Annotated in this window: 17 protein-coding genes and 1 tRNA gene; 16 read left to right on the forward strand and 2 right to left on the reverse strand. The window is 49.5% G+C overall.

Going from position 1 to position 21,325, the window contains the following annotated elements; genetic code table 11:
- Positions 1–326: 326 nt before the first annotated feature.
- The 11 genes from K2I50_RS02710 (at position 327) to K2I50_RS02760 (ending at position 15,943) form a co-directional block, all read left to right on the forward strand.
- Positions 327–2,297, forward strand: coding sequence for a hypothetical protein (locus K2I50_RS02710; RefSeq protein WP_301024711.1), 1,971 nt, complete (start codon positions 327–329; stop codon positions 2,295–2,297).
- Between the two features lie 155 nt (positions 2,298–2,452).
- The gene (locus tag K2I50_RS02715) at positions 2,453–3,661 is read left to right on the forward strand and encodes a glycosyltransferase family 2 protein (protein ID WP_301024712.1); all 1,209 of its coding nucleotides are present in this window, start codon (positions 2,453–2,455) and stop codon (positions 3,659–3,661) included.
- 111 nt (positions 3,662–3,772) lie between these two features.
- Positions 3,773–5,206, forward strand: coding sequence for a DUF3078 domain-containing protein (locus K2I50_RS02720; RefSeq protein WP_301024713.1), 1,434 nt, complete (start codon positions 3,773–3,775; stop codon positions 5,204–5,206).
- A 17-nt stretch (positions 5,207–5,223) separates the two neighbouring features.
- Positions 5,224–5,841 carry a hypothetical protein gene (locus K2I50_RS02725; protein WP_301024714.1) on the forward strand — a complete coding sequence of 206 codons (618 nt, stop codon included), beginning with the start codon at positions 5,224–5,226 and terminating at the stop codon, positions 5,839–5,841.
- A 400-nt stretch (positions 5,842–6,241) separates the two neighbouring features.
- On the forward strand, positions 6,242–6,784 hold the full coding sequence (locus K2I50_RS02730; RefSeq protein WP_301024715.1) for a hypothetical protein: 543 nt from the start codon (positions 6,242–6,244) through the stop codon (positions 6,782–6,784).
- A 76-nt stretch (positions 6,785–6,860) separates the two neighbouring features.
- Complete coding sequence (locus K2I50_RS02735) at positions 6,861–7,664, forward strand: ParA family protein (protein ID WP_068960012.1); 804 nt, start codon at positions 6,861–6,863, stop codon at positions 7,662–7,664.
- 119 nt (positions 7,665–7,783) lie between these two features.
- Positions 7,784–8,680: a ParB/RepB/Spo0J family partition protein gene (locus tag K2I50_RS02740; protein ID WP_301024716.1), complete on the forward strand. Its 897-nt coding sequence runs from the start codon at positions 7,784–7,786 to the stop codon at positions 8,678–8,680.
- Between the two features lie 191 nt (positions 8,681–8,871).
- Positions 8,872–9,660: a DUF5683 domain-containing protein gene (locus K2I50_RS02745; RefSeq protein ID WP_301024717.1), complete on the forward strand. Its 789-nt coding sequence runs from the start codon at positions 8,872–8,874 to the stop codon at positions 9,658–9,660.
- Positions 9,661–9,741: 81 nt separating this feature from the next.
- Positions 9,742–11,397 (forward strand): LysM peptidoglycan-binding domain-containing protein, encoded by a 1,656-nt coding sequence (locus K2I50_RS02750; protein ID WP_301024718.1) that lies wholly within the window; start codon positions 9,742–9,744, stop codon positions 11,395–11,397.
- 157 nt (positions 11,398–11,554) lie between these two features.
- Complete coding sequence (locus K2I50_RS02755) at positions 11,555–14,833, forward strand: S41 family peptidase (protein ID WP_301024719.1); 3,279 nt, start codon at positions 11,555–11,557, stop codon at positions 14,831–14,833.
- Positions 14,834–15,439: 606 nt separating this feature from the next.
- Entirely contained in the window at positions 15,440–15,943 is a 504-nt protein-coding gene (locus tag K2I50_RS02760; protein WP_068961980.1) for an RNA polymerase sigma factor, read from the forward strand.
- Positions 15,944–16,361: 418 nt separating this feature from the next.
- On the opposite strand, the gene K2I50_RS02765 is transcribed toward K2I50_RS02760, so the two are convergent.
- Positions 16,362–16,910 carry an outer membrane beta-barrel protein gene (locus K2I50_RS02765; protein ID WP_301024720.1) on the reverse strand — a complete coding sequence of 183 codons (549 nt, stop codon included), beginning with the start codon at positions 16,908–16,910 and terminating at the stop codon, positions 16,362–16,364.
- A 348-nt stretch (positions 16,911–17,258) separates the two neighbouring features.
- On the opposite strand from K2I50_RS02765, the gene K2I50_RS02770 reads away from it, so the two are divergent.
- Positions 17,259–17,343: transfer RNA gene (locus K2I50_RS02770), tRNA-Ser, on the forward strand.
- Between the two features lie 70 nt (positions 17,344–17,413).
- Here the strand turns inward: K2I50_RS02770 and K2I50_RS02775 are convergent.
- Positions 17,414–18,307, reverse strand: a complete 894-nt coding sequence (locus K2I50_RS02775) for a radical SAM protein (protein ID WP_301024723.1) — start codon at positions 18,305–18,307, stop codon at positions 17,414–17,416.
- Positions 18,308–18,442: 135 nt separating this feature from the next.
- Between K2I50_RS02775 and K2I50_RS02780 the strand changes: the two genes are divergently transcribed.
- The 4 genes from K2I50_RS02780 to K2I50_RS02795 all read left to right on the forward strand — a co-directional run bounded on the left by K2I50_RS02780 (position 18,443) and on the right by K2I50_RS02795 (position 21,203).
- Positions 18,443–18,790, forward strand: a complete 348-nt coding sequence (locus K2I50_RS02780; protein WP_301024724.1) for a winged helix-turn-helix transcriptional regulator — start codon at positions 18,443–18,445, stop codon at positions 18,788–18,790.
- 51 nt (positions 18,791–18,841) lie between these two features.
- The gene (locus tag K2I50_RS02785) at positions 18,842–19,834 is read left to right on the forward strand and encodes a hypothetical protein (RefSeq protein WP_301024725.1); all 993 of its coding nucleotides are present in this window, start codon (positions 18,842–18,844) and stop codon (positions 19,832–19,834) included.
- 476 nt (positions 19,835–20,310) lie between these two features.
- Positions 20,311–20,580 carry a zinc ribbon domain-containing protein gene (locus tag K2I50_RS02790; RefSeq protein ID WP_301024726.1) on the forward strand — a complete coding sequence of 90 codons (270 nt, stop codon included), beginning with the start codon at positions 20,311–20,313 and terminating at the stop codon, positions 20,578–20,580.
- Positions 20,581–20,591: 11 nt separating this feature from the next.
- The gene (locus tag K2I50_RS02795; protein ID WP_301024727.1) at positions 20,592–21,203 is read left to right on the forward strand and encodes a DJ-1/PfpI family protein; all 612 of its coding nucleotides are present in this window, start codon (positions 20,592–20,594) and stop codon (positions 21,201–21,203) included.
- The last annotated feature ends 122 nt before the right edge of the window (positions 21,204–21,325 follow it).

Consider the following 21,325-nt stretch of genomic DNA (forward strand, 5'->3'; position numbering starts at 1 on the left):
GCCCTGTTCCTCAGTCGTGTACATAAAGTACACTCCTTCGTCACATGTCGAAAATCGGCTCAAGCTATACGACCCTGGCGGCAACATTTATTATTAAACAAGCTCTTACTGACCAAAAAGAGCCGCACCACACATCCGATTAAAATAAATCAACCAAATCTATTGAAATTTTAATAATCACACACTTTTATTGGTATAATTTTGAATACATGAATTAATATGATTAAATTTGCCACATAGCCACAGCCCTATAATCTCCGAATAGTCCCAATGGCCAATCACATAACACATAAACTCTATAAGTAAGTAGTAAAAAAAATACGTATATGAAAAAACTCTACACGATTCTTGCATCTATCACACTCTTTCTGTCGCCATGCTATGCAACAGCACAGGACCAACCGTTGACAACACTGCCCGAAGGTGGCACCACCACCATATACCACCGCAGCGGAGGAGCCTATTATGCGATTCTCGGCAATAAGTATGCCACCACAGAATATGACTATCTACCTTCCGAAATCGTTGAATACGACAACGGAGATGTGTACATCAAAGACTTCTTTTCGCAATACGATTACAACTATTACGGTGAACATCCTTATATCAAAGGACATAGAGAGGGACAAAACATCACATTTGAGTTTCCGCAACTCATGTCAGTGCGCAACTACGGCAAGGATACAAGCTATTTCTATGTATCGATGGTCGAATACTCCAGTAGCGCTAAAACTTTCATCCCCGTCTCGGCCGACAAAAACAGATACACTATCTGCGTAAACGACGACGGCACTATCGTAGCCGATATTCAGGAAAACGGCATGATATTCCCCGGCAAAATCGACCATGAAAACGACTGGGTCTACGAGGGAGAGGTGTTCTCCACATGGACGCCCATGAATCATACTGTCGCCGATATTCCTCAGGATATGGATATCACCCGCATGTCGATGCTCGACCCCTACGGTATGGGCCGGTTTATCGAAATGGGAACCGACCACGACAACATATATCTGCGTGGTGTATTCGACATGGCTCCGGAGGCATGGATCAAAGGCAAGCGCGACGGAAGGAATGTAACATTTGATTCCGGACAATATCTCGGATTCTCTCCATCGGGTGCATTCTTCGCATTCTTCACCGCTGCCGAATACGAAACCACATATGACAACGAAGAAAAGGAGGAAGTGAGAGTATTGAAATTCAGAGACAACATCACATTCGATTACGATGAGTCGACACAGAAACTGACCGCACCCGAGGGATGGCTGCTTGTATACAACAAGAACCCCGACCATATCAACTATATGGAATATGTCGAGTCACCCGTAATCGAAGCCACATCTGACGACATATCCAAGACACTTACCGCCCCATGGGATTTAGGCCACCACATCCCTTCAGGTCCCGATGACCTGGAATATATACACTTCTGTGTCTCCTCACTGAATAGCGACGGTCAGCTCCTCGATGCCGACAATCTCTACTACCGAGTATTCATCAACGGCAAGCCATTCACTTTCATTCCTGGAGCATATACCTATCCCGGGCTCGAACAGCCGACTACGTTCATACCCTTCAACTTCGATAATGGCGGCTCATTCACATCCTACGAGGCCCTGCGCATAATCTACATGTATGACACTGACATAGAGACAGTAGGCATACAGCTGTATTATATCGAGGGCGAACCCTCAGAGAGCAACATCATTGCCAGCTCCTCACTTGTATCCTATCCGGCTTCGGCACAAAACGTCACACCGATGAATCCATGGGACATATCACATTATGTACCCACCAAACCATGGGATCCGTCGGAAAGCGTGTCATTCAACCTCACGGCTTCAAATACCGACGGTGAAAGCATCGACCCGACAAAACTCTACTACCGCATATTCTTCGACGGAGCACCGTACACATTTGCCGCACAGCCCAACATCAATCCCGAAATGACCTTCGTACCTGTCGATTACACCGACCAGTACGGCATAGCCTTTATCGTTGACGGCACAAAACGCACTGCCAACATATATGCCGACGGTATGACTGCGGCAACAGCCGGAGTGCAGTTATACTATATCGAAGGCGACCCTGAAGAGGGCAACATACTCGCCCAGTCGGCTCTCATCACCGATGGCACATCATCATCCGACCCGATATTCCTGCTTAAAAATATCGAGCGTACCATATACTACAATATGTCAGGATGCCGGATTGAAAATCCACGCTCAGGAATATTCATAAAAACGGTAATATACAGCGACGGCTCAACCGAAACTACAAAAGTCAGAATGTGACGCTATATACACAGAGTCCTCCGGCCCGACAGCCGGAGGACTTTTTTCATATATGCATACTCGCGTTTTTGGGAAATTAACCGATAGTTTGTAAATTTGCAGGCATACAGCGCGGAATACCACACCGCACAAACCAAACAACTCGACATAACCCGGTGATTCTCTCATTTGCTGCCAGTCAAGAGCTTTCTGTAGCGTTTGCGGCCATAGCCTGCATTGCGGCTGTGGTGCTCATTATCATATACATACCGATGCTTAAGCGTCTGCGGCACGCATTATCCGACAGTCCTGCACCCGAAAGCGGCACTCTGCCGGTGTCGGTCATCGTCTACACATATGCCAACTCAAAGGGGCTGGAGGAAGTGATAAAAGGCCTCCACGAGCAGCATTATGACGCCGCCAAGGAGATAATTGTGGTAAACGACGGAAAAGACAATGGCGTCGAGGACCTTCTCACCACCATAGAGAATACATATCCCGGCCTGCGACGCACATTCACCCCCTACGACACACGCAATATATCGCGAAAAAAACTTGCCCTCACCCTCGGCATAAAAGCAGCACACAATCCTATCGTGTTGTTTCTCACATCCGAGAGCCGACTCCCCGGACCCTACTGGCTGTCGGCAATGACCGCCCCTTTCCACGACAGGGATATCGACATGGTACTGGGATATGCCGGTCCGGGCAAATCAGATACAGACAGCCGCCGACTCAGCCGCGGAATGCACCACGACATACTCATCAGCGATATGGAATGGCTCGCCGATGCCATCGACAGCAAGCCGTGGCGCGGCGACGGCGACAATATGGGGATACGACGCAGCATGTTTTTCAGCCACATGGGATTTGGCAACTCTCTGAATCTACAGTATGGCGATGACGACGTATTCGTGTCAGAAGTTGCCACCGACAGCAATACGGCCGTTGTGCTCTCCCCCGACAGTCGCGTCACTACCGAAGCCCCCGACGATACTCCCGGATATTACCGGATAAAGCGCGAACGCCACCGGCTGATGGAAAACTTCTGCACCAAAAGGCCGAATACACGCATCGCCGCCGCATATATACTGCCATGGATATGGTTTCTGGCCACTTTAGCAGCCTCGGTATGCACCCTTTGCATAAGCGGAGGTGCATTCTCCGGAGTCAACATGGCATTTTCATGCACTGTCCTCGGCAGCATAGCACTTGCCGGCATCGCGCTCTGGGCCACACTGGGCATAGCCTTCAACCGTGTGGCCATGGCTCTCGACCAGCGCCATATGCTATGGAGTGTGCCATACGCATTGCTCTCGCGCCCCATCAGACGCTGGAGCTGGCGTAAGCAGACAGCTCCCCGGTCATGGCAGCAGCCACGCTGACGGTATTACCGCAGATTGCAAATGCAAGCTGACAGCAATCTTAACATTTCTTATCATACATTCTCCCCAACAGATACAAATTTATTATATTTGCAAAATAACTCTTTAGATATGACTACCGGAATACATCGGCTTATGATTTTGGCAGTAATTGTGGCTACCGCAGCCATTGCATCGGCACAAACAGCATATGAAACATCGGATGAAAATCCGACCACCGGCAGATATACCGACAGAAAATTGCTCGAACTGCTCGAGGACGAGGAATCGACATTCACCGAAGAGGACCTTGACGAGAACGGCGAGCTCATTTCCGCATTCGACGACATGTGGGCCGATACGCTCACAACCGAATCAGAACCCGAACCGCTCAAGTTTCTTCCGGTAGCGCCGCTACCGTCAATACTGTTCATGCCTATGGTATACGACGAGTTCAGACATCTGGACTCGATTGCTCCATTTGATCCTGAGCCATTCGTCGAAGCTCCGTATGCCGATCTCGACTGGATTAAAATCGAAGCCAACAGAGCGAGAGCCTTCCGCGAGTTAAAGCAGCGATACATGCTCGACAACATCGAGGATGTAAGGTATAATATCTATACAATGCCTAAACCGCCAAAGAAATACACGGCTACAGTCGACCCCTCGACCGAATCAATTACCATAAGGGAGATTATTACCGACAAGAAACAAATCGTGGCCGATGCCGGATTTACAGATGTGAACCGGAAAAACTGGCTGCATAATGTCGACGGACGCCTGCAGTTCTCACAGGCATACATAAGCCCCAACTGGTATCAGGGCGGCAACAACAACGTCAACGGCATAGGGTCATTCAAATGGAATGTGAAACTTAACCAGAAGTTCCATCCTGAATTCATCGTGGAAGCCACCACTGAATACAAGGTAGGTATAGCGAGCGCACCTCAGGACACGATACATGCCTACAACATCACTCAGGATCAATTCCAGTTCAACGGCACACTCGGTCTCAAGGCCTTCGACAAGTGGTACTACTCGCTCAACGCACAGTTCAAGACCCAGCTTCTCAACAACTACAAGCCCAACACACGCGAACTGAAAGCGGCATTCATGACCCCCGGAGAGCTCAACCTTGGTGTCGGTATGACCTACAACTACAAGAATCCCGAGAGGAGACTTACTCTCGACGCCTCCATATCGCCGTTCTCCTACAACCTGAAGATTGCTACCAATCCCGGAATCCCGAAATCAAATTTCGGCATCGACCCCGGCCACCATACAATAAGTGAATTCGGTAGCAATGCTGAAGTAAAGCTGACATGGACTCTCGCCTGGAATGTGACATACAGCTCACGCCTGTTCCTCTTTACCGACTACGACTATACACAAGGCGATTGGGAAAATACCTTCAACTTCTCCATCAACAGGTATTTCTCCACCCAGCTTTTCATACATGTGCGCTACGACTCTCATCAGCTACCGCTTGAAGACACCAACTGGCACCACTGGCAGCTGAAAGAGATTCTTAGCTTCGGCTTTCAGTATCAGTTCAAGACCATCTGACCCACACCCTTCCCTCAATGTCGACTCTCCTCCGATACATAGTTATATTCGCAACAATACTGCTGCCGTCATATTCCTATGCACGTGAACCGGTAAGCAAACTTCCGGTACAGTCGCACGTGATTACCGGATATGACAATCCCGACAGCGTACGCAGCGCCATGCAGAGCCGCCCTCTCCACCGGATAGAAGGGATATGGTCGTTCCCGTCCGACGGAGGCTGCATAGCAATCGAACGTCATACCGACAATACAATGCGCGGAGGTGACGATGCCGTCCGTTACCGCATGGTGGTGATGCGGTCGCCATGCCGGTCACTGCGTCCGGGCACACTCATGGGCTACGTTTCTGCTACCGCACGCCCCGGAATATATGCCGCCGAGATATATACTTCGGGCAACGGAGGCCCGGTATTGAGAAACCCCAAACGGTTTACCCTCACCCTCGTCGACGACGCCCACCTTACCTTCCGCCAGCACAGCCGCCGCCTTAAAATCAACCTCTGGAGGCTCATCCCGTACATGTCGCGCATAAGCGTGCGCCTTACCGACTCAGATGCACCAAAAGATATCGACGGATGTACACGCGTGTTCCCTCGTCCGCTCTCCGGACCGGTCGAGCCACGCTACCTTTAGATAGAGCTTGTTTAGAGCTTGTTTAATAATAAATGTTGCCGCCAGGGTCGTATAGCTTGAGACGATTTTCGACATGTGACGAAGGAGTGTACTTTATGTACACGACTGAGGAACAGGGCGAAAAGCGGCCAAGATATACGAGACAACCGGTAATTTTATAATTCCTCAATCTCTTGCTGATTTTGAAATAAATGCAAAAATATATCAACGATGTTAAACAAATTACCTCCAGTCGGTCAATCGCCGGCATCTTTCCGCCTGCTCTTCGGTCGTTATGGAACCCCATAACTCCCTCATCACAAGCGAAAATATGCTCGACGATTGACCGCCCTGACGGTAACATTTATTATTAAACAAGCTCTTAATATACGCATCACACCCTTTTAAAGCTGTCGCTTCCATGAAAAAGATTGCTATCCTCACATGTCTGCTTCTTCTCTTCCTCAAGGGATACGGCGACGACACCACACGCAAAGGGCCTCTGCGGCCTCGTATCACGACACACCAGGCGGCCACAACCGACACCATCACAATCGCAGGCCCCGGCATATCGCCCGACAGCATCGCAATAACATCGTACGACAAGCCGCTCCGCTCCATGCGCGAGACATTTTTCGTGACCAACCACCATCGCTCCATGTCGATGCTGTCGATAACTCTGCAATTCACATACCGTCGCCACGACAACGGAGAGATGCTCCACTCGCGCACTGCCACCATAACCGCCAACATCCCTCCGGGCGAGACACGACAACTATATGTCACCTCGTGGGACCGTCAGTACAGCTACTACCATCACGCTACACGCATCCGGCCACGCTCGCCCAAGGCTGTGGCATACGATGTCGACATCTCGGCCGTATCGGTGTCATTATCGGAGGCGCGCTTACAGTTATCAACACAAATACCCACTTATCAACATTTAACGCATTTTATACCATAGCATTTCCTAAGTAATCAATAGAAAAATAGTACCTTTGCAGTACCCGGGAACGCTTCCGGCACTTCAATGCTATACTATGGGTAAAATCATTGCTATCGCCAACCAGAAGGGTGGTGTGGGAAAGACCACGACTACCATCAATCTTGCAGCATCGCTTGCCAACCAAGGCAAAAAGGTGCTGATTATCGACGCCGACCCCCAGGCCAACGCAACCTCAGGCTACGGCATAGATCCGAAGTCAATGTCATCCTCAATTTATGAATGCCTTGTCGACGATTATCCACTCGACGGCTCGCAGACACCCACATGTGTCGAAGGGCTCGATCTGGTAGGGTCGCGCATAGATCTTGCAGGAGCCGAGCTCGAACTGGTAGGCAAACCACACCGCGAAAAGATACTCCTCAACGTGCTGCGCCCGGTGACCGAACGCTACGATTATATACTTATCGACTGTTCGCCCTCGCTCGGACTTATCACCGTCAACGCCCTTACAGCAGCCGACTCTGTCATCATACCCGTACAGGCCGAATATTTTGCCCTCGAGGGTATCAGCAAACTGCTCAACACCATACGCATAATAAAGTCGAAGCTGAACCCGCAACTGGAAATCGAAGGTTTTCTACTTACTATGTACGACGCCCGTCTGCGCCTTGCCAACCAGATTTACGAGGAACTAAAGGGGCATTTCGGCGACATGGTATTCTCAACAGTAATACCTCGCAACATACGTCTGAGCGAAGCTCCTTCACATGGCCTGCCGGCTCTGCTCTATGATCCCGAAAGCCGCGGAGCCACAAGCCACACAATGCTTGCAAAAGAGCTCATCGCAAAACACCGCAAGACACCACAGCGCAATACTGCCGAAGCTCTCGCCCAGTAAACCGACAGCCCACTACATCGCCGGGCTGTCATATCTCCAATGAGGCGCCCCGGCCTTCAATCCTCACGTAACATAGAATAACCTTTACGACTTACCAAGCGTAGATAAAACTCAAACGGATGCCACCGATACGCCGCAATGCCCTCGGCCGAGGGCTTGACTCACTGATTTCAATGGACGATGTGCCCGCACGCGGCTCATCGGCCATAAACGATATAGACGTAACCCACATCTCTCCAAATCCCGACCAGCCGCGTACGACATTCGACGAAGAAGCCCTCGACGAACTTGCCGTATCCATACGCGAGCTTGGCATCATACAGCCGCTTTCGCTACGAAAGACAGGCCCCGATGCATACCAGATTATCGCCGGCGAGCGTCGCTACCGAGCCGCAATCAAGGCCGGACTGACATCCGTGCCCGCATACATACGCACGGCCAACGACAGCGAGCTTACAGAGATGGCGCTCATAGAGAATATCCAGCGAGAAGATCTCAATGCCATCGAAATAGCGCTGACATTCAAGAAACTAATCGACCAGTACCAGCTCACACAGGAGCGCCTCAGCGAGCGCATCGGCAAAAAACGCGCCACAATAGCCAACTTCCTGCGCCTGCTGAAACTTCCGGCAGAGGTGCAGCTCGGCCTGCGCGACAAGCGGGTCGACATGGGACACGCACGCGCTCTACTGTCGATAGACAAACCTGCCCTACAGCTAAAGCTATATAATGAAATCCTGCGGCATGGCCTGTCGGTACGCAAAGTCGAAGAACTTGCCAAGGCCTATCGTGAAGCCGACGAGGCCGGAGAGGAAGCTACAGCAGCGAAAAAAGCCGACAGCCGGGCAAACGATTACGACATACTCAAGAAGCACCTCAGTGCATCGTTCCGACGTCCCGTGCAGTTTACATGCAACGCCAAGGGAAAAGGAAAAATCACCTTTCCGTTTAAAAATGAGGATGAACTTGAGCAATTAATTGCTATCTTTGACACTATAAAGCATTCAGAAGGCTGACAGACGGTTGCGCTTTTCACCCTAATTAGCGCGCAACTATCTGTGTATGCCACAATTATGTGATGAAAAAAAAGAAGACAGCACAACATGGCATTTTCAGGGAAACTGCAACGCCCGTCTCGATTTTTATCGTGATTCTGGCGCTGTTGACTCCCTTTAACATTTTTTCAGCTTCTTTATTTCATCCCGTCATGGCGGATGATACCACGTCCGTTATCTCAGGCCCGATTGTGCCGATAGCCGACGCAACCGAACACGAAATTTCTGTACCGACCGACTCTGTGCCGGTCGACTACAAGGCTTTTCCCGACAGCATACACCTTGAGCTTGACCGCAATATGCGCACCCTCGTAGAGGGCGATTCGATTGTAGACGAAGGTGACTCGACGGTAATCATTCCAGAAGGGATGATTCCGGTTGACAACTGCACGGATTGTGCCAACGACAGTATCGTAGCCGGATTCGACCCCGACTATATCGTGCGCGAGTTTAATCCCGACCCCAAGCGCGCGGTATGGCTTTCGGCGCTGTTCCCCGGTCTTGGACAGCTCTACAACCGCAGATACTGGAAACTGCCGCTCGTAGTCGGCGGCTTCATGGGGCTTACCTACGGCCTTACGTGGAACAACCGCATGCTTACCGACTACACCCAGGCCTATCGCGACCTCATGGACAGCGACCCCAACACTCGGTCGTACATGGATTTCTATCCACCCAACACCGATGAGTCGCAGCTCAACAAAAGCTGGCTTGAAAAGACATTCAAAGCACGCAAGGATTATTTCCGACGCAACCGCGACCTCTGTATCATATCAATGATCGGACTCTATCTCGTGGCTATGGTCGACGCATATGTAGATGCGTCGCTCACCCACTTCGACATATCGCCCGACCTCTCGGTCGATTTCTCTCCCGCCATAATTCCCGACGCACGAGGCTCACGCCCGGGCATCGGACTCCTCTGGGCCGTAAATTTCTAATCTTTAGCAATTTTTACGGCCATTATCCACACCATCCCTCTCTCCCCCTCTCAACAACCACCTCAATCACGACCACGGACAATGAAAAAAGTCATTTCATCCCTAATCATCGCCTGCGCAGCCATCACCGCATCGGCTGCGCCATCGATATTGTCGCTGAAGCACTCCATTTCCGACAACTCAATCACCTACCCCGAGAGCTTCGAGACCGACACCCACAAGATGCTACAGAACTGGTATCTTCAGAACTATACTGTGCTCGATACCAATTTTGACAAATCGCAACCCCTCAATGCCACCGACGAGGTATACATAAAGCGCCTGTCGGCACTCCCGACCACAATCGAGATGCCTTACAACCAGATTGTGCGCTCATATATAAATATGTATACACAGCGCAAACGCGAGCTGGTCGAGGCCATGCTCGGCATGAGCCTGTACTATATGCCTATCTTCGAGCAAGCACTGGAGCGCCACGGTGTGCCTCTGGAGCTACGCTACCTGCCGGTTATAGAGTCGGCACTCAATCCCGATGCCGTATCCAGAGCCGGAGCCACAGGTCTGTGGCAATTCATGCTCCCGACAGCCCGCGGGCTCGGCATGGAAATCTCCACGCTCGTCGACGAACGCCGCGACCCACATGTGTCGTCGGAAGCAGCGGCCGTATATCTCAAGCAGCTCTACAATATGTATGATGACTGGTCGCTCGCTATCGCGGCCTACAACTGCGGCCCCGGCAATGTCAACAAGGCACTGCGCCGTGCCGGGATAGAAGACAAAAAAGACAAAGATTTCTGGAGCATATACTATTTCCTTCCGCAGGAAACACGCGGATATGTGCCGGCATTTATCGCGGCCAACTATGTGATGACATACTACAATCTACATGGTATATCTCCGGCCCTGGCAAAACGCCCGATAATAACCGATTCAGTGCATGTAAGCAAACGCGTAAATTTCAATCAGATATCCCAGGTACTTAATATCCCGGTAGAGGAGATACGCGTGCTCAACCCCCAATATCGCCACGATATAATCCCCGGCGACATCAAGCCCTACTCGCTTGTGCTCCCCTCGATGCAGGTATACAGCTACATAATGAGCGAGGACAGCATAGCCGGACGCGATGCAACCCTCTATGCCCGTCGCTCGGTAGTGGAGCCGACCTCACTCGAAGAGCTTGAAAACAACAGCGAGTTTTCCACCAAACTCGTAGTAAAGACCCACAAGGTAAAACGCGGCGAGACCCTCTCGGGCATCGCCAAGAAATATGGCGTGTCGGTGTCCGACATCAAGAAGTGGAACGGTCTGCGCAAAAACAGTGTGCCACGCGGACGCAATCTGAAGATTAACACATATGAGCGGGTACGCGTAGAAAAGCCGGCCTCCGAAACTGCCCCCGAGACAAATACCTCCGACTGTATTGCCGAAGCATCGTCCGATGCCGAAAAGACCGTGACAGAGACCGTAGCCGCAGTGGCTTCCGACACGGCCAAGAAAGCCAAGAAGAGTGCCGCGACAGCCACTCCGACCAGACAGAAAAAGCAGTCGGCCTCATCATCGACAAAAACATCGACAAAAAGCAAAGGTGGATTTACCAACCACAAGGTGAAAAAGGGTGAAAGCCTTTACCGTATAGCCAAGGCAAAGGGCACTACTGTCGAGGCAATCCAGAAAGCCAACGGCATGTCGGGCTCGGCCATCCGCGAGGGACAGACCTTGAAGATTCCGCGCTGATCGCCATCAGGCAACACCTGCTGCAGCTTATCTCATGGCGCCTGTTCCCTTATTTTCCGGGGATATGGCGCCATGTGCGTATCCCCTACTCCACCGGCCAACAGGCATATATCATTATCTGAATCACACTAAGAGTTTGTTTAATAATAATAGACCAATGTCAAGACTTCTGTTAACATTATCGCTGTCGGCTGTAGCGATGACTGCATCGGCCGCAACTCCGTTGTGGCTTCGCGACGCCGCGATAGCTCCCGACGGCTCCCGTATCGCCTTTACCTACAAAGGCGATATATTCACGGTGCCGGCCGCAGGTGGCACTGCCACACGACTCACAACTCTCGACTCGCATGAGGCGTCGCCCGTATGGTCGCCCGACGGCAGCAAGATAGCTTTCGCCAGCGACCGCGAGGGTAGCTTCGATATCTTTGTAATGGACAGCACCGGGGGCACACCGCTGCGTCTCACCCGCAACTCGGCCAAGGAAGTGCCCGTAGCATTTACCCCCGACGGCAAGTATGTAATCTTCTCAGCCGCTATCCAGGACCCCGCCGAAAGCGCACTGTTCCCGACAGCCCGTCTTGGCGAGGTATACAAAGTGGCGGTAGATGGAGGACGCACCACCCGCATGCTCGCCACCCCCGCCGAGGCCATGAGCTGGTCGCCCGACGGAAAATGGTTTCTGTATCAGGACCGCAAAGGGTTGGAGGACATATGGCGCAAACATCATACATCATCTGTGACACGCGACGTATGGCGCTACGATGTGGCTACAGGAAAGCATACCAACCTTACATCACGCGGAGGCGAGGACCTGAATCCGGTAGTGTCGCCTGACGGCACCACAGCATACTTCATCAGCGAACGCAACGGCGACAAGTCGCTCAACGTATGGTCGTTCCCCGTCGGCAATCCGTCGAAGATGACCAAAGTCACAGACTTTACCACACACCCTGTGAGGTTTCTGTCAATCGCCGGCAACGGCACGCTTGCCTTTACATACGACGGCGAGCTCTATACCATGCGTCCAGGCGCTTCTCCTGCAAAAGTGGCCGTCGATGTTGTGATAGACGAAGAGATACCCGACTACAAGACTTCGGTGCGCTCGTCGTCAGGCGCGAAGGTGTCGCCCGACGGAAAGCAGGTGGCGTTTGTCGACCGCGGAGAGGTGTTTGTGACATCTGTCGAATATCCTACCACCCGACAGATTACCCACACCCCGCAGGCCGAGGGACTGATAACCTGGAACACCGACAACCGGTCGATGGTATATGTGAGCGAGCGCGACGGACACTATGCGCTCTACGAAGCCTCAATAGGCCGTAAGGATGACCTCAACTTCCCCAACGCCACTACCATCAACGAGCGCCCGCTCTTCAGCGACAACATCGAACGTACATATCCGCAGTATTCGCCCGACGGAAAGAGCCTCGCATTTATCGAGGACCGCAACAAGCTGATGGTGATGAATGTCGCCACCGGAAAGGTGCGCCAGCTCACCGACGGCTCTCCCAATCCGGAGCGCGACGGAGGCTTCTATTATGTATGGTCGCCCGACAGCAGATGGATTGCTTTTGAACTCACCGGCAACGGCCACGAGCCATATGCCGACGTGGCCATCGTAAACACCGAGGGCACACCTGAGGTTACCAACATCACTCAGTCATCGTATTTCGACACACATCCCCGATGGGCTCTCGACGGCAATGCCATCGCATTCGGCTCTGACCGCTACGGCATGCGCAGCCATGCAAGCTGGGGCTCTCAGGAGGATGTGATGCTCGTGTTCCTAAACCAGGATGCCTACGACAAGTACCGCCTGTCGAAGGAGGACTACGAACTGCGCAAAGAACTCGAAAAGCAACAGAAAGAGGACAAAGACAAGGCCGACAAAGCCGCCGGCGACAAGAAAAAAGGCAAAGACAAGAAGAAAAAGAGTGAAAAAAAGGATGACAGCGACTCCAAGGCCGACAAGAAAACAATCAACGTCGAGCTCAACGGTCTGCGCGACCGCATGGTGCGCGTCACCCCGATGTCATCGTCGCTGGGCGACTTCATAGTCACCGACGACGGCGAGACCCTTTACTTCTTTGCGGAATTTGACGACGGATACGACCTCTGGAAAACCGATCTCCGCAAGCACGAGACATCCATGGTCAAGAAACTCGGATACCGCCATCGCTCAATCCAGACCGACAAGGATGGCAACACCCTGTATCTGCTCGGTTCCGACGGACTGGGCAAGATGAGCATATCCTCTGAGACAATCAAGCCTATCAAATATTCGGCTACAATGAAGATTGACCCCAAGGCCGAGCGCGAATACATGTTCAACTATGTGAAGCAGGAGGAAGCCGCCCGCTTCTACGAGAAAAACATGCACGGCGTCGACTGGGAAGCCATGACAGATGCCTACCGCAAGTTTCTCCCCCACATAAACAACAACTACGACTTCGCCGACCTCCTGTCGGAACTGCTCGGCGAGCTCAATGTGTCGCATACCGGCGGCCGCTATTACCCTTCGGCATCCGGCGAGCGTACAGCCTCTCTCGGCCTATTCTTCGACTGGGACTACTATGGCGACGGCCTGCGAGTGGCCGAAGTAATCGAAGGTGGTCCGTTTGACCATGCCAACACTGTAATCAAAAAAGGCACCATCATTGAAAAAATCAACGGTGTGGCTCTTAATGACTCGACCGACTATACATCACTGCTTGCCGATGTCGCAGGCAAAAAGACTCTTGTCACACTTTACAATGGCAACGGCAACAGTGTAGACGAAGTTGTGCTCCCGATTTCACAGGCGCGTCTCAACGACCTGCTCTACCGCCGCTGGGTGAAACAGCGCGAGGCCGACACCGAGCGCATGTCGGGCGGACGTCTGGGATACGTACACCTCCGCTCGATGGACGATGCCAGCTTCCGCCGCATCTATACCGACCTGCTCGGAAAATATGTAGGCAAGGAGGGTATTGTAATCGACACCCGCTGGAATGGCGGCGGCCGCCTGCATGAGGATATCGAGATGCTTTTCAGCGGCGAAAAATATCTGACACAGGTAATCCGCGGCACAGATATATGCGACATGCCTTCACGCCGATGGAACAAACCAAGCATCATGCTCCAGTGTGAGGCCAACTACAGCAACGCACATGGCACACCGTGGGTATACAAACACAAGGGCATGGGCAAACTCGTAGGCATGCCAGTCCCCGGCACCATGACATCAGTCAACTGGGAGACACTTCAGGACCCGTCGCTTGTATTCGGCATCCCCGTTATAGGCTACCGGACTGCCGAAGGCAACTACCTGGAAAATTCTCAGCTCGAACCGGACATAAAGGTTGCCAACGACCCTGCTACTGTGGTTAAAGGCGTAGACACCCAGCTTCAGACTGCCATTGAAGAGCTGTTGCGCCAGATTGACTCTGCAAATTAATATCGAACACATCAACCTTGACATTGCGCCCGGCTTCGCTTTCACCAGCAGGCCGGGCGCATTATATATACCCTACGGAGCCTGATGCACGTCGATACCCAGACTTACTATAGGCGGTCATCGACAATAAAACTAACGGTTCTTAGAGCATAACATGCAGTCCGAACTACGGGAAATTCTATATCAAGAGCACAATAAAGCACCATCAGATATTACAATTCAGTGACGTATAGATTGCAATCATATACCATTCCCACAACAGTCATATTACACAAAAGAACCGTAATTGTTGACACATAAAATCAGAGTACGACCTCAATTAACTAAATTTTAAGTTAACAAAAGCCCCCATTAATCGAATTGTGCAACAATTGTAATTTGTTTGAAACCACACAACAAACACACAAAATACACAAGTACTTGATTTTTAAAATATTGATAATTTGCAAATGTTAAAAAATCAAATTAAGTAAATTTTTCCATCAAAAGATATTGTCAGTTCAAAAATTATATCTACATTTGCATCGTAATCATTCTGTAACACATCTGTGAAGCGAATGACATCAACCAAACAAAAAAAGTCACACACACATAAAATACTTAGTTATGGGTTCGTCTAATTTCCAAACCAAACTCTTAGGTCTCCAGAAAAATCTTCTGAACTTTGCCTATATCCTTACGGCAAACCGCGATGATGCCTATGATCTTCTTCAGGATACCACCCTAAAGGCGCTCGACAACCAGGACAAATATGTCGACAACGTCAACTTCAAGGGTTGGGTGTTCACAATCATGCGCAACATCTTTATCAACAACTACCGAAAGGTAGTACGCTCGGCTACAATCATCGACCAGACCGAGGACCTCTACCACCTGAACCTCCCGCAGGATTCCGGATTTGAGACTCCCGAAGGATCTGTTGCAGCCAAAGAAATCACAGAAGCCATCAATGCGTTTTCCGACGATTACCGCATCCCCTTCTCTATGCATGTAGCAGGCTACAAATACAACGAGATTGCCGAGAAGATGAATCTTCCGCTCGGCACCGTAAAGAGCCGCATATTCTTCGCCCGCCAGCGTCTGCAGCAGACTCTGAAGGACTACCGCTAAGATTGTGCCATAGGCCAATCACCCACGCTGAAAGGCGATCTCGACACCTATGACTTTTTTTTACAATTCCTCTACTCCTCTGATGATCGGAAATTAAGCCAAAAACCGACTCAAATCTTGCTCTAAAGATAGAATACTACAGCTGAAACATATGATTGACACACACAAGGCGCCCTCGACGGGGCGCCTTTTTTATAGCCGGCTCTTATGCATAATACCCTCCTGCCGGAATGCAGCAAAACTATCAATGATATATATCAACACCTCCGTCGACATAAAACCAGTATGCGCAACCACGACACGCTACACCGTAATGTGACGACACCGAGAGCAATAACCCACAAACTCCCGTGACACACTATACAAAAAGCTCCGGCATCAATATATGCCGGAGCCTCCTGTATTGAGAATGATTCACTTAGAACACATAAGTAACACCCAGACTCATATTGCCGGTATTGAAACTCATGCCGGCAAACTCATAGTCGTGACAGCGCTTATAACCGAGGAATCCGAGAGCGGCCGAAAAAACGACATGGTCATTGATGGCATACTTTACGCCCGGCTTCAGACCGACGCCCCAGAGAGTGCCGTTGATAATCTCTTCGCCCGATACGTCCTCGTCAAAAAACTTACCTGTCTGGAACTGGCCTGCAAGATCAACATAGAATCCAACCTTGCCGATATTGACAAAGGTATAACGCACAAAAGGATTAAACTTTAATGATGCGCCATGAATTGAAGCACCGTCGCCATCCTTCTGATGCGCGTAAGCCAGACCGAACTGTGCCGCGATGTCCCAATTGCCAACATTGTAACCGACCTCAGGAAGAACCGATACGCTGATATTCTTAAAATCGCCATGCTTGTTCTGGTTGGCACTTAACTGACCGTCAACCCACCATGACTGAGCGCTTGCCGAAAGCGACATAACCACTGCTGCGAGTGCAATAAGTAGCTTCTTCATAATAGATACTTTTAGAATTTTGGAGTAAAAAGTTGTTATTATTAGATAAACCTTTGGTTAATCATGCAAAACACATGATTTATTGTTATTACACTCCACACCATTATTTGTTCATCCATTAACATTTAGAGCATGTATAATCAATGTTTCCGTCAGGGCGGTGACTCACCATGCATATTTTTGCATTTGAGCAGGTAGTGATAAGATTAGACAATCTATGAATTTTTGAGACAAATTTTCCAGAAAATCCAGTCCAACTATTGCATAATTAAAAAAAACATCTTACCTTTGCACCATCATTCGGAAAAACAATAAAACGCGATTCCGGATATACATAAAAACATCTTTGGAGAGATGGCAGAGTGGTCGATTGCGGCGGTCTTGAAAACCGTTGAGGGTCACACCTCCGGGGGTTCGAATCCCTCTCTCTCCGCTGAGTTTGGAAAGAGCTCGCTGAAATTCAGCGAGCTCTCTCTTTATTCTCCCAAGTAGTGGCACATAGTTCACAGATGCCAGATACTGTTTCGATAGGCTTTCAGTTCCTTTTCAGGGAACCGAGCTATTGCTTTGTCAAACTCGCGGAGGATTGCGATTTTGTCATGCGGCAATGCTCCGGTAATCGGTACTGTATTGGATATATGGTGCCCCAGCAGATTGACCCTGATATTAAGTCGGTCGATAAGAGTGCGCATCTCGACCAGACGCTCAATCTCCGGCTCCTCGATATATGTGCCGTCCAATACCTCCTGATATAACAGGGATTCAGGAAAGATTGTCAGCGACACGATATTGATGATGCAGGGATGCAGCTTGTTCAGCACATCGGCAGTGGCTATCGCGCTTGCCTCACCGTTACCTTTACCTCCGAGACCGTTAAGATAAAATACATTGTAGCGGATTCCGGCCTCATCGAGTTTTGACAGTTGCTCAAGAATATCCGAGGCATGGTAGCCTTTGTTCATCCGCTCCAGAGTCGGGTTGTGGGCTGTCTCGATGCCGATGTTGATGCTGTCGAGTTTGAGATGTCTCAGATTCTTCAGTTCCTCCACTGACTTTTGCATGATGTCTGTCACACGGGCGAACATTCCGAACGATACCATGTAGGGCAGATACTTTCTCAGAAGGAGAGCGACATCAATTAACTTATTATAACTCAATGCGAATGGATTTGCCCCGGTGAGATAGACACGCCGGGCGCGTGGCTGCCACCGGCGGATAACTTTCAAATCTTCCTCCACCTCCGATAACGGCGACATATGGAACGGAGTACCATGGTAAAGGCTGCAAAACTTGCATTTGTGCCACGTGCATCCCGAAGTGAGTTGCAGGAGCTGTGAGTTGGCTTCGTATGGCGGTCGCCATACCTGTCCTGTGAAATGTAGTTCCGGATATATCATATCTCGATTATTTTTTATAACTTCGTGATGCAAAATTAGGTGATTATCAGAGCGAAAGCAATGACTTACCAAGAGGTTTGACCCTTACCGGAAAGTCAGTTTTACTAACAATCAATCAATTTTGCATGGTTGACAATGGCAAAAAAATTAGACTACGAATACTGTAAGGCGGCTCCGATGCTTGAATGGCTTGGCAACAAGTGGGCACTGGTTGTTCTCGTGAAGATTTCCAATAGTAGCCCTATGCGCTTCAACGAACTGTACCGCGATATTCCGTCTATTTCGGAGAAGGTTCTGTCACAAGTTTTGAAACAACTTACGGCAGATGGAATAATACAGCGTGAACTGTTCCCTGATGTACCTCCAAGGACTGAGTATTCCGTCACCGATTTCGGAAAGACACTGTTGCCACATATCGAGGCTTTGCTCGACTGGGGACGCGATAACTTCGAACAGATAATGAAAAACCGACAAAAAACATAGACCACAAGTTATGTTGTCGCTATTAAAACATACTCTAACCCACATAACAGAATGCTTCCAAAGATTTACGACATTGCCGATTTGCAGCAACTTAGAGAATATCTGCTTACACTGCCCGATTCTGACAGTGTACGGGAATATCTGTTTGCCGAATTTCTTAAATACAGCCAATACCGAAATGCGGCTGAATGGAATATGGCCGTAAGGCTCTGTGAGTGTCTTGCTATTGTCGGCTGGGGCAGCCACGAACCTCTCGAGGCAATAAGAGGCATCTATTTCAACGGCAACCCCAACACATATTTTATCAACCGCGACTCCCGACCCCGATTTTTTGACGCTGTATGGTCAAAGAGGAAAGATGGCATAGCCATTGATTTCGGCTCTTCGCATTATCATGAAAGCCCTGATGCTCCGGAGGCAATCATGCAGCAGATTTCTGGGGATACCATAGGTGAAATTCAGTCAGCGAAACTAAGCAGTCAGCGCAACTGGATATCCAAAAATCCGATTCATATCACACGAGGGCTTGCCAATTGTTATGAAAATTCAAAGCCCGTGATAGAAAGTATGGAAAAAGAGCTTCAGCCGGTATTGAATCAGAGGATGCGCCCGGAGCTATACGGCAATGCAGTCAACCGGATAATACTCAACTGTTCGTTCAGTTTCTATGACAATTATCATTGCAAAACAAATTATATCATCGCCGATGAATCTCTGCGCCTGAAACAGAAGGACTTCTATGCGGCTTTGCTGGGTATGTTCTCTGAAAAAGAGATTGAAGACAACGGTTATTATCTGCGCAACCGCTTCACATATGGACCATTCAGGTCAGATACCGGGACAATGCGTGTAGGCATTGTATTGGAGAAAGAGTTTAGCGACCTGTCCCGGCATAAGCAGAAACAAGTGTTGAGTGAATACCTCCTTCATGCCGTCGGTCAGTGTGCAAAGCGCTTGAGCAAAAAAACTGATTATGATTTCAGACTTATGATAGATGACTTTGCAGCTATACTGAATGAATGGTGCGCATTGCATAAATCATAAACAATCTCTAATGCGGGTACGAAAGAATATGGGCTCGGCACCGACAGGATAATATGCTTCGTCTCCTTGTCTGACGACGAAGCTGCGGAGCATATCTGGGATACATCAGCCAAACTGATGAATTCGCCAAAGCCAGCAACTGCGTTATTGAATCGTGACAAGTAAAAATTGGTAAATACACGGAATATCGGTATATTTGCAATTATGTAAGTCGTTAAAATTATTTTATATTTCCGGCGAGAGATTTTTGATTGATTTTTCCTCAATGAGGAAGGAGTGTAGCGAGCTACATGACTGACGAAGAGAGGGAAAAGCGGCAAAAAGACTCCGCCTGAAATATAAAGTTTTATTTTAAAAGTATCCATATACGTAATAATTTTTACGACTTACTTATATCCTATTGTTGGTTATAGCTTATCGGACTGACAATTGGCGATATCTTTACTGCATTATTAATTTATTAATAGAATCTATCTATGGACATGAAATTTTGTCAAAGTTGCGGAATGCCGCTTAACAACGACATAATCGGAACCAATGCCGACGGTAGCCGCAATGAAGACTACTGCATCTATTGCTATGAGGGTGGTAAGTTCACTCAGGATATGACTATGGAACAGATGATTGAACACTGCGCCCAATTTACCGATGAGATAAACAGACAGTCGGGACAAAACATGACCAAGGATGAGGCCAAGGATATGATGCGCCAATTTTTCCCGAACCTCAAACGATGGAAAAAGTAGCCCACGGCAATATGAGCAACGAAATCCTATACATCCTCTTGCCCGATTATGCAGCCCACGAAGCTGTATATCTTTCCCAGGCTATCGCCTCTGATGAATACGCACTTAAGGAAAATCCGAAGTATGTCAATAAGGTTTTAGCTCCGACACTGGAGCCTGTAAAATCAATAGGCGGCTTCCGCACAGTGCCTGACTATTCATTTGAAACGATTCCCGACGATAATGCAGCTCTGGTGCTGATTGGCGGTTTCGGCTGGAGTACGCCCGTCGCTGATAGAGTCGTGCCTATTGTTAGGCAAGCTATCGAGAAAGGCCGTATTGTCGGAGCCATCTGCAATGCGGCGTCATTCATGGCTAAGCACGGTTTTCTCAATACGGTAAGACACACCGGCAACGGACAGGAGCAACTGCGACTCTGGGGCGGTGACAACTACACCAACTCAGACGGATATGTAAATGCTCAGGCAGTCAGCTGCGGAAATATAGTGACCGCCAACGGGTCTGCCACCCTCGAATTTGCCAAAGAGTTGCTTCTGCTGCTTGAAAATGATACTCCCGAACGCATAGAAATGTACTATCAGTTTAATAAACAGGGCTTTTGCGCGCTTTTCGGCGAACAATAGACTCTCTTATAAAAAACATTCTCGGAAATCCTCTCTGAATCTTAACATAAGAGCTTGTTTAATAATAAATGTTGCCGCCAGGGTCGTATAGCTTGAGACGATTTTCGACATGTGACGAAGGA

It is taken from the genome of Muribaculum sp., from assembly GCF_029051885.1.
Taxonomy (GTDB): Bacteria; Bacteroidota; Bacteroidia; order Bacteroidales; family Muribaculaceae; genus Muribaculum.